At 50.5% G+C, this 10,634-nt stretch carries 6 protein-coding genes and 1 other RNA gene; 2 read left to right on the top strand and 5 right to left on the bottom strand.

Going from position 1 to position 10,634, the window contains the following annotated elements; all coding sequences use genetic code 11:
* Positions 1-342: 342 nt before the first annotated feature.
* Positions 343-3,483, top strand: a complete 3,141-nt coding sequence (locus tag RDM26_RS01565; protein ID WP_307737309.1) for a type I restriction endonuclease — start codon at positions 343-345, stop codon at positions 3,481-3,483.
* Positions 3,484-3,742: 259 nt separating this feature from the next.
* Here the strand turns inward: RDM26_RS01565 and ssrA are convergent.
* From ssrA to tcuA, 5 genes are all read right to left on the bottom strand, one after another.
* Positions 3,743-4,121: a transfer-messenger RNA gene (gene ssrA, locus RDM26_RS01560) on the bottom strand.
* Between the two features lie 139 nt (positions 4,122-4,260).
* Positions 4,261-5,121 carry a TSUP family transporter gene (locus RDM26_RS01555; protein ID WP_307737308.1) on the bottom strand — a complete coding sequence of 287 codons (861 nt, stop codon included), beginning with the start codon at positions 5,119-5,121 and terminating at the stop codon, positions 4,261-4,263.
* A 12-nt stretch (positions 5,122-5,133) separates the two neighbouring features.
* Positions 5,134-5,271 carry a hypothetical protein gene (locus RDM26_RS01550; protein WP_307737307.1) on the bottom strand — a complete coding sequence of 46 codons (138 nt, stop codon included), beginning with the start codon at positions 5,269-5,271 and terminating at the stop codon, positions 5,134-5,136.
* Positions 5,272-6,319: 1,048 nt separating this feature from the next.
* The gene (gene tcuB / locus RDM26_RS01545; RefSeq protein WP_307737306.1) at positions 6,320-7,456 is read right to left on the bottom strand and encodes a tricarballylate utilization 4Fe-4S protein TcuB; all 1,137 of its coding nucleotides are present in this window, start codon (positions 7,454-7,456) and stop codon (positions 6,320-6,322) included.
* A complete protein-coding gene (gene tcuA / locus RDM26_RS01540; protein WP_307737305.1) occupies positions 7,446-8,867 on the bottom strand; it encodes an FAD-dependent tricarballylate dehydrogenase TcuA in 1,422 nt (473 codons plus the stop codon). Before tcuA ends, tcuB begins: the two co-directional genes overlap by 11 nt.
* A gap of 206 nt (positions 8,868-9,073) precedes the next feature.
* Here tcuA and RDM26_RS01535 point away from each other — a divergent pair, with 206 nt between their 5' ends.
* Positions 9,074-10,612, top strand: a complete 1,539-nt coding sequence (locus RDM26_RS01535; RefSeq protein WP_307737304.1) for an SLC13 family permease — start codon at positions 9,074-9,076, stop codon at positions 10,610-10,612.
* The last annotated feature ends 22 nt before the right edge of the window (positions 10,613-10,634 follow it).

The raw sequence follows: 10,634 nt of genomic DNA, 5'->3' as shown, positions 1-10,634 counted from the left end.
TTTTTTTTTTTCAAGCAGAAGACGGCATACGAATAAAGAAGTAGACCTTCGGTTCCTGCACTTTCTGTTAAGGTCTCGCCGATTGGTGAATGAGTACGCAATTCGCTCTAAGGGAATTCGCCCATCTCAGTGGCGTTTGTACTGGCAGGAATTATCAGAGATTGAAATTCCGCTACCTCCCATCTCTACACAGAAAGCTGTTGCGGAATCAGTTGGCAACACTAAGGACGATCGCACCATACTAGCTGCCTGTGAGCACATGATCGAGCTTTTGCAGGAGCGCCGTTCCGCGTTGATTACGGCTGCGGTGACAGGGAAAATTGAGGTTTAAGGAGAACTATTATGGGTGTTCAGCATGAGAAGAGTTTCGAGACCGAGATCTGCAAGTACCTCGGCGCGCATGGCTGGCTCTATCAAGAAGGGTTTTCTGGTTATGACCAGGAGCTGGCTCTGATTCCGGAGGATGTTTTTGCGTGGCTCCAGGAGACGCAACCTGAGCAGTGGGCACGGGTCATGCCGGATAACGGCTCACCGGTGGAGACTGCTCTTGCACAGCGGTTGTTGGTGGATCGGCTTGTAAAGGAGCTAGACCAGCCGCTTGAACATGGTGGAGGTCTGCTTGCCGTGTTGCGCGGTGGATTCAGGAAGACTCCAGCGAAGTTTTTCATGTGTGCGTTCAAGCCTGCGACCTCGATGAACCCCGCGGCTCAGCAACACTACCAGGCAAACCGGCTCCGGGTTGTACGGCAGGTACATCATTCGGCGAAGCGCCCGCAGGATTCGATCGATCTGGTGTTCTTCGTCAACGGCCTACCGGTGGCTACCGCCGAGCTCAAGACGGACAACACACAGTCTATTGATGACGCGGTGCGTCAATACCGTCAAGATCGGTTGCCTCAAGGCGAACCGCTGCTCAAGTTCGGCTCCCGTGCGCTGGTGCATTTTGCGGTCTCTACTGACGAAATTCAGATGACCACGAAGCTAGATGGCGCGAACACGGTGTTCTTGCCGTTTAACCTTGGCAATGATGGCGGTGCCGGTAATCCGGTCAACCCGAATGGCGCTGCCACTTCGTACCTGTGGGAGCGGGTGCTGCAGCGTGATAACTGGCTGCAGATTCTGGAAAGATTTGTGAACCTGCAGATTACTGAGAAGGTCGATCCAATCACTGGCACTCGTTCGCGTAGTAGGCAGATGATCTTTCCGCGCTTCCACCAGTGGGAGGCCGTTACCAGCCTGCTGAGTGCTACCCGGAAGGAAGGGCCCGGGCACAAGTATTTGATCCAGCATTCCGCTGGTTCTGGCAAGACGAACTCAATTGCCTGGCTGGCGCACGGGCTGGCAAACCTACACAACGCTGACAATTCGAAAACATTCGACTCGGTCATTGTGGTCACCGACCGCACCGTGCTTGATGACCAGCTTCAGAAGGCTATTAAGTCTATAGAGGGCACGAAGGGCGTGGTCGGTACTATTAATGCCGATGAGGTACGCAAGGCTGCTGCCTCCTCGAAATCTGCGCTGCTGGCCCAGGAGCTTACTAGTGGCAAGTTGATCATTATTGTCACGTTGCAGACTTTCCCGTTCGTGCTTGACGCTCTCGCTGAGCAGGGTGGGCTCGCGGATAGAAAGTTCGCGGTGATTGCGGACGAAGCGCACTCATCACAGACTGGCACGAGTGCGCAGAAGCTACGCCAAGTGCTTTCCCAAGCAGAAGTGGAAGCCGTCGAAGATGGTGGTGAAGTCAGCGTGGAGGATGTGCTTGCCGCTGAGATGACGGCGCGTGCCGCCAGCCACAATATTTCGTTCTACGCCTTTACCGCCACACCGAAGGGTAAAACCCTGGAAATGTTTGGCCGTCCCGGGTCGGATGGTAAACCCGTACCTTTCCATGTTTACACCATGCAACAGGCCATTGAAGAAGGCTTTATCTTGGATGTGTTGCGCAACTACACCACGTACAAGACGGCTTTCCAACTCGCACAGAAAACCGGGACTGCCACGGGTGAAAATGAGCTGGTAGATGAGTCCACTGCTACGAAAGGACTTATGCGGTGGGTGAGCCTACACCCAACGAATATCGCCCAGAAGGTACAGATCATAGTTGAGCATTTCCGTGAAAACGTCGCCCATCTGCTTGATGGGTATGCCAAGGCAATGGTGGTAACTTCGAGCCGCGCGGCAGCGTTGAAATACAAGATAGCGATTGATGCTTATATCGATAAACATAGCTATCAGCTCGGCACCCTCGTTGCTTTTTCCGGGAGCCTGACTTCTGAGCAGATTGAAGACACCGTCCCCGGCGTGCAAGAGCCGTACACCGAGGTGAATATGAATCCCGGCCTGCGTGGGCGGGGTATCCCACAAGCCTTCGCGGGTGGCCAATACCAGGTGCTAATCGTGGCAAACAAGTACCAAACTGGTTTCGACGAACCTCTCCTGTGTGCGATGTACGTTGACAAACGCCTCGATGGAATCGAAGCCGTCCAGACTCTGTCACGTCTGAACCGTATATTGCCATCGAAAGGCAAAGACGCCACGTTCATTCTTGATTTCGTCAACGATGCTGACACCATCTTGGAGGCATTCCTGCCGTATTACCGTACCGCCGAGATCATTGAAACCACCGACCCAGATCAGGTACACGATCTCTCACGAAAACTTGAAATCTCAGAAATCTACACTAAGGACGAAGTTGATGCATTCGCTCAGGCATTTATCATCGAGAAGGCACACGGAAAACACACCGCACCACTAAAACAAGCTGCGGATAGGTTCAATGACCGTTATGTTGCAGCGGTAATCGATAAGAACAAGGCGGAAATTGCTGAGCTTGATTTGTTCCGCAAAGACGTTGGTTCTTTTGTGCGCCTGTATGATTTCTTGTCACAAATTGTTGACTACCAGGACACCGATCTGGCGAAGCTTGCGTTGTTTCTTCGCCTACTAAAACCTCGTTTGACTGGACGAAAAACTCCAGAGGAGATTGATTTCACCAGTATCGAGTTGACTCACATCAAGCAGAGCCGAAAAAGCGAGGGTACTATCCCGCTCGTCGGCGAAGGTAACAAGCTCAAGCCCATGGGAGTTGGCGGTGGCCATTCGCGTGACCCGCACATGGTTGCGTGGGCAGAGATCCTCAACAACATCAATGCCCTGTTTGAGGATGAGGACTTCGACCCTGGTTCAGTGGATTCCTGGGTACAAGGCGTGGTAACGATCCTCGTACAAAACGATGTAATCAAGGATCAGGTCAACGCGAATACCAAGGAACAATTCCGAGAGTCTCAGACAATCGAAACTGCAATCCGTAACGCGGTTCTTGATCACGAAGATAACCAGAATGTCATAATGGAAAAGTTCTTTGAGAACCCACAGCGACGCAACCAGATCATCAAAGAAATCTCCGACCTAGTTTTCTGGGAGATTCGACATCAAGCCAAGAAAGAGCACGCCGACGGTGTTATGAATGCAGAATCTTAGTGGCTTGCGCAAAACAGTCTTCTGAGCGCTACACCTTAAGCAGTTCCTACACTTTTTAGCGGACGGAATACTTTTTAGCGGCTTAGACCAAGCATGCACCCGAGCACTAAAAATAGCATTAGGCACACTAATTGGGCGACTCCTGCATAGGGAAACAAGAGGATCAATAAAATAGAGAATCCTATGCTGAGCTGTTGAAATGGCTCTTCATTCAACATAAAAATAGGACGCTCACTTTGTATCAAAATGAGCGTCCTAATGGTGGAGCCGCGGGGAATCGAACCCCGGTCCAACTGGTATTCCTGCATTCTTCTCCGTGCGCAGTTTGCCTGAACTTTTTCTCAGCCTGAATCTACTTGGCAAACTAGAGATTCTATAGGCTCAGTCACTGTAAAGCGTCGCTGCAATCCCATTGACGAAAACTGCAGCCAGTGGCTCCTGAAAAACGACGCCAGGAACCGAGGTAGAAGCACCCCCGGAGCTGACGGACTATTAAAGGCTCTGCTTAAGCAGCTAGAGCGAAGTCAGTGCGGTTATGTTTAGCACTTATTGTTTTGTGAAGGACGTTAGCGAGATGACTCCACATTCTCGGCACGCTTCTCTGCAACCAATACCAGCTGTCGAAACCGATCGACCCCTATTAAATTAATAAACACCCAACTTGAATTGTTAAACACCCAGTGTGAATGCTCTGACCATTATTTCCATAAACCGATTTTTAGTCAAGAGAAATATGCCACGAAAAATGCAAATACCTAACCGGAATCCTGACTGATTTTACGCCCCTAATAACGTGGCGCTCAGCGTATAAACAGCTACTAGCAGCAGTAATAGGGCGAATAGGAATGTTAAAGTAGTGGATTTGGCTTTGCGAGTTAAGCTAGCGCCGATCGGACCTCCAATCATTGAGGCGAAGGCGAATGGCAGTACGCTTAGGTAATCAATCTGGATTGCAGTACCCATTCTGGCAGCTAATCCTGCCAGGGAAGCAATCACCATCACCAATAGGGAAGTGGCAGATGCCTCTTTCATGTCGAAATGCATTATCAAAGTGAGGGCAGGTACTACCGCAAATCCTCCTCCTACCCCGAAAAATCCGGTTAAAACCCCAATAAGAACGGCTGCAACAATAATGGTAATCCAGTGATGTAGGTGAGACTTGGAGCTGGGGGAGTTTTCCTTTCCTCGGGTATTTTTATTACAAACTTTCTCATTCGCATCCGTATTGGGGGACCTCATTTGTGGTTTCCCACCGGTCACATTCCCACCGGCGTCATTTTTTTCTTTAGCAGCCTTGCGGAACATTAATCCGGCAACTATTACAAGTAGGCCTGAAAACAGATACATTAATAGATTCGGTGATACCAGAGAGTTTAGGAACGACCCGATAAAAGAACCCGTAATTGAAAGCGCCCCAAATACTGCCCCTTGTTTCCAATGCACTTCTTTACGTCTGCCTATTAGGGCTATTAGGGAGGTAGCTCCCACAATTAGTAGCGAACCAGCGGCGGCATTATGGGGAGACTGTCCCAGCATATAAACCAGTATGGGAACCGAGAGGATTCCTCCTCCTGCCCCAAGTAGACCGACGATAATGCCTACGCAGATTCCAACTACTATCGGCAAAAGTAGACTCATTGTCTTCTTCCTTTAATCAATGATTCTTCCCATAATATCTGCTGCTGGTTTACCGCTAGCTACTAGCGCAGCCATCTGCTGCAAGGTAGGGAAAATATTGCGATAGAAATAGTGATAACCAGGACATAAATAGTTTTGAGGCGGATCCAAAGGTCGGGACTCCTCCAAGGGGAACGGATTTCGCCCACTAGTGGCTTAACTGTCCCGGGTTTTGTTCTGTTCGAGTAGAGGGGAAAATCTGGGTTATGCCTAAGATATTTGATCAGGATGCGAAGGATCGTGTGGTTCGTCTTGTTGAGGATCGGGTTCTTGCGGAGAATTTGTCCTTGCAGAAGGCGTGTTAGGTGGTTGCGCCAAGGCTTGGTGTTTCCTGGCATACTGCTCGCCAGTGGGTGCAGCGCTCTCGGCGCGAGGGTCGTGTTCACCGTTTAGAGGAGGACGTGATTGTTGAGAATGCTAGGTTGCGGCGTGAGAATCAGCAGCTGCGTGTTATGAACGAGTTACTCAAAGCGGCGTCGGCTTTTTTCGCGTCAGAACTCGACCCGCAACGTCGGAAATGATCGCTTTCATTGACCGGTACAGGGATCGTTTTTCGGCCTGTGTTCAACTGCGCGACGTTGAATGCTCATCGTGAGGGTGGTTTCATTACCTCTCGTGGCCTCGGCAATCCAAATTTCGTAGGGTAAGTGCTCGCGCTTTGCGTGATGTGGTTGTTATTGAGAGGGGCAAACAGATACACCGTGATAATTACAGCGTTTAGGGGATGCGCAAGATGTAGTTGGAAATCCTATGGATTTCCTTACCGTTTCCTTGGCTTCACCAATCATAGTGAACCGAACACCGCCTCCACCAAGCGCTAGGCTACCGCACACCCAGAGAAATCGAGACCGAATATTGGGATACACACAAACACCAAGTAATAATAGAAAACAAGACAAACGCCTAGGAACAAACCCGGGACATGCCAATACCGGCTTAGCCACGTGCGGTCATGCTGCATACCAGCTCGCGAGCCGTTCCTAGGGAAGCTGTTGTGAACGCATCATCGGGAAGACCCTCCCGTGAGCGCGCCAAGTAGCCCTGAGGTCGGCCTAGCAATTTGAGAGACGTCCTCGCCCACGAAGCCCTTGAAGCTTGCAACCCCTTTGAAGCTGTAATAGCCCGGAGCTAGTACTCAAAAAACGTCAGGAGCTGGGCCTTACCCGTTCTTAGCTTGTAAGGCTTGCATATGGGTACGCACTTCCAAGTTATCTTGATAAATAGAGATAGCGCGGAAGAACAGGTGCACGAACTTGGTGCGGGGGAACACTAAGAAAGCGGTTTCCACCATCGCAATATGCAAAATTAACACGGAGGGAAATACGGCTCCACCTCTGAATATTGTCACTAAGAACCCACTTAGCATCAGCGCCATCAGTCCGCCCAGTAGCGAATGGTCAGCTTGCCACATGCGTTCGGTAGTTTCTTTGCGATCAGTTTTTGGCTTTAATGCCATTAACATGATGGAACCAATCAATGCCGCTAGGCCTCCGACTGATCCTAAAATCACTGGAACCGATAATAGAGAATAAGGCGGCATCATTCCTAGTACGTACTGCATGAACGCGGCACAAACTGTAGCTAGGAAAGTACCGATGAAGCCGTACATGAGTAGCTGGTGTCCTACTTTGCGTTTGCTGGAAGGCTCTCCACCTACATAGGAGCATCCTTCCTGTCCGCCACTCATGTGGCGCAACACTAAAATATCGCTAACAGTCTTTCTCCAGTTAGAAAAGTTGAAGAGACTAGAACCCTCAGTGCGAATAGCGTGCCAGAACCTTACCGCTCCCACGGTGGTTACCACTAAACCGTAAATCAAACATGCCGACATGACCAGTACTAAAGCCACGTGCCCGAACACGTCATAGATTTGTCCACTGGAGGTAGTCAGCCAGTTTTCGGTACCAAAGAAGTACCCAATGCCAACCAGGGACAGTAGGCACAAAATGAAAATGAGCACCAGACCGCGTATTCCGGAGATCACGCGCGGAAGCTTGAAAGGGAAAATATAACGGTCATAGGTTTCTTCACGTATTTCAGCAAATAGCTTTGGGGGGTTAAGCGCAAACTCGTGCGGAGGAGTGTACATACAGGCGGTGTAGCAGTCTCGACAGTCATGGCACAGGTTTGCCAATTGCTCCATTTCTTCGCGGGAGGGCGAAGGGTGGCGTTCCATTGCTGGCCAGACTGGGCAATAACCTGCGCAATAACGGCAGGCGTTACAAATTGCCAGTTGCCGACGTCCTTCAGTAAAAATTGCTCCGCCTTTAGCGGTACTAACTTCACTAGTTGCCATTTTGAGCTGCCTCCCTACCTGAGATCCGTCCCCATACGGTTCCAATCGCCATTCCGAAACCTGCCATGTAACCACTGGAAAGTACATTTCCGGACATGATTTCACCGGCCGCAAACAGGTTGGTGAACTGCCCTCCATCGGTCATTTGGATCCGGCCATGGGTGTTAACTTTTACCCCCATATAGGTGAATGTAATTCCCGGTGCCATTTTGATTCCATAGAAGGGACCAGTATCGAGGGCGCGCGCCCAGTTGGTTTTCTCCGGGTCTAGCCCGCTGGTACCCACCCCATCTTTTCGAGTGGGGTCAAAACGCTGATTAGCATCTGGGGAGATACCGCTGTTAAAGCGGCGAACGGCTTCCTCGGCGCGGGTACCTTCCAGCCCCATCTGTTCTGCGACTCCGGCGATAGTATCGGCTTTGAAAACCCCATACATCGGGGGCATAAAGAGTCCCTTGGCTTTGGAGTCCCAAAAGGCGTAGGCAACCTGATCTGGTTGTTGGGCGATATTACGTCCCCAAATGGCGTAGCGTTTCGGCCAGATTTCTTCTCCCTCGTTGTAAAAACGCTGGTAGTCTCGGTTGAGTACCATTCCGAAGGGGATGCAGTCTAAACGGGTAGCAATCCCGCCATCAAACATGGGGCTACGGGCATCGACTGCTACTGCGTGGAACCCTTTGGGCTGTCCTGCGCGGTCGGCTCCCGCATCCAGCAGCAATCGCAAGATGGTGCCGTCATTAGTCTTTGGTCCCCGGATATGGTAGTTATAAGCCGCTGGCCCCCAGTATTTGGCTAACCAGTCAACGTTAGCTTCGAACCCACCGGCGGCACACACATAAGACTTGGCCTTTACCTGATAGCTTTTATCCTTATGCATTACGGTCAAGCCGGTGCAGGTATTACCGTCAAAGTCCATATGTTCCACGCTGGTTTCATAGAGTACTGGAATACCGCGCGAGCGCAACGATCTATAATAGTTGTTTATCAGCGCTTTTCCTCCACCCAGAAAGAAAGTATTGGTGCGTCCCAGGTGTAGAGTTCCCACCAAAGGCGGTTGGAAGAGGGCGCCATGATCCATCATCCAGGCGGGCACCGTCCGGGTCTCTTCAACGGTTAGGGCAGCGATTTCCTCATTGGAAGGGCCGGTACCGACTGAGCACAGGTCTTTCCACAGTTCCTCTTTAGTGTAAGCGCCAGTGTTATAGGGGAAATCGGCATCATGAATACAACGGATATTGCGGGTATGCCGGGAATTTCCACCCCGGAAAACTCGGTTTGCTCGCTCTAAAATCAGAACTTTTGCCCCCTGGTCTTGGGCGGACATGGCGGAGACGACAGCGGCGTTTCCACCTCCGATTACAATCACATCCCAAGGTTGGGTGAGTAGATCGTTTACGTTAGGTTCCTGCATGTTATATCTCCCAGTCGGCTAACAAACGGAGACTAGCACTTTTTGTGACCTAAGTATCGTAAAGTTCACGTAAAGAAGGTTGGTTACTTTTTTAATGTGAGTAAATTTGCTGTTCACGCCATCTGCGGGATCGCATACACGCCTAATTTGTGTGATACATTTCATAGTTATACTTCACGTTTGGAAATAGCGTCTATACTCCCGGTATGAATGGACACATAATTTACCTTTTAGGGGTTCTATTTGGTGCCATAGTTCTCTTAGTAGTTTTGATTAACTGGCGAACCAAGATGCACCCCTTCCTTGCTCTGTATATCGTCGCTTTCCTAACTGCCCTCGCTGCGGGAGAGCCCATATCAGAGATTCCAGAAACTCTAATGGCGGGATCCGGGAAGATTCTGGGGAATACCGGGATCTTGGTTTTCCTGGGAGCAATGCTTGGTAAACTGCTCGCGGATTCGGGGGCAGTTTCAAATATCGCAGACTTCGTCCTCGATCATGCCTCCCCGAAAGCAGCCCCCTGGGTGATAACCGCAGTAGCTTTCATCCTGGGAATTCCTATGTTTTTCGAGGTAGGGCTGGTAGTTTTAATGCCAGTTATCTACGCGGTAGCACTGCGCCTGGAGGTACGAGCCGGCAGGCCGCAGCAGTGGTACTTACGTACATTGATTCCAGCAATCGCTGCTTTGTGTTGTCTACATGGTATGGTGCCCCCGCATCCGGGTCCTATTATCGGGGTGCAGGCTCTTAATGCCGATATGGGGCTGACGATTCTTTTAGGTCTGCTGTGTGCGGTTCCTACCGTAATCCTGGCTGGTCCTATATACGGAAATTTCATCGCTCCCCGGATCAAGTTAGAGCCACCTGCTTCTCTAGTTACCCAATACGCCGGCACCACCTATGAGGAAGCGGAAAGAATCTATAAAGAAAGTGGCTCTTTTGCTGAACTTGCCCGCGATCATACCGAAACCCCTGGTGCTTTTGGTGCTCCTAAAGAGGCGCCCACCCAGCGCCCTGGGGCTTGGTCGCAAACTACTGCTACTGCAAAAACTGGTTTGACTAGCCCGCCTCGTCGCTCGGGTATTTCTACGCCGATGGCTTTTTGCTGCGTGCTATTGCCAGTGGTGCTGATGTTGGTTCAGGCAGTGGTGAAAATTGTGGCTCCTAAGAGCCATTTTGAAACAATCGCCGGAGTAGTAGGCCAGCCAATTATCGCGATGTTAATCGGGGTGTTGTTTACCGGTGCGGTGATTATGATCCAAGAGAAATGGGATGGGGATCGCCTCCGCGAATCGGTAACCAAATCTCTGGCTGCAGTAGCAACGGTGGTAATGATTGTTGCGGGAGGGGGCGCGTTCAATGCTGCCTTGAAGGATTCTGATCTGGGGGATGCAATCGCTAATGCTGCCGGATCTATTCATATGAACTTGATAATTCTAGGTTGGTTAATCGGGTTGCTGCTGTCGTTTTGTACCGGCTCAGCTACCGTAGGGATCGTTTCGGCAAGTGGAATACTAGCACCGCTAGTGATTGGATGCTCTGCACCCTATGTGTCCTTGATTGTGATCGCCATCGGTTCTGGCTCTATCGGACTAAACTGGGTTAACCACTCCGGATTCTGGTTTGTGAAAGAGTGCTTTGGAATGACTTTGGGGCAGGCGACTAAGACTCATATGGTGGTGCAAACTATCGTTTCCGTACTGGGATTGATTTTCACCTTCTTGCTATCACTGTTATTTGCTTAAAAATCTGAAAGAATCTTTCGCA

The organism is uncultured Varibaculum sp. (genome assembly GCF_902489465.1).
In the GTDB taxonomy this organism is placed as follows: Bacteria; Actinomycetota; Actinomycetes; order Actinomycetales; family Actinomycetaceae; genus Varibaculum.
This window is presented reverse-complemented; position numbering and strand designations above follow the sequence as displayed.

Excerpts from the sequence above, each read along its gene's own strand:
- tcuA (WP_307737305.1), bottom strand. The coding sequence starts at position 8,867 with ATGCAGGAACCTAACGTAAACGATCTACTCACCCAACCTTGGGATGTG.
- RDM26_RS01535 (WP_307737304.1), top strand. The coding sequence starts at position 9,074 with ATGAATGGACACATAATTTACCTTTTAGGGGTTCTATTTGGTGCCATA.
- RDM26_RS01555 (WP_307737308.1), bottom strand. The coding sequence starts at position 5,121 with ATGAGTCTACTTTTGCCGATAGTAGTTGGAATCTGCGTAGGCATTATC.
- RDM26_RS01565 (WP_307737309.1), top strand. The coding sequence starts at position 343 with ATGGGTGTTCAGCATGAGAAGAGTTTCGAGACCGAGATCTGCAAGTAC.
- tcuB (WP_307737306.1), bottom strand. The coding sequence starts at position 7,456 with ATGGCAACTAGTGAAGTTAGTACCGCTAAAGGCGGAGCAATTTTTACT.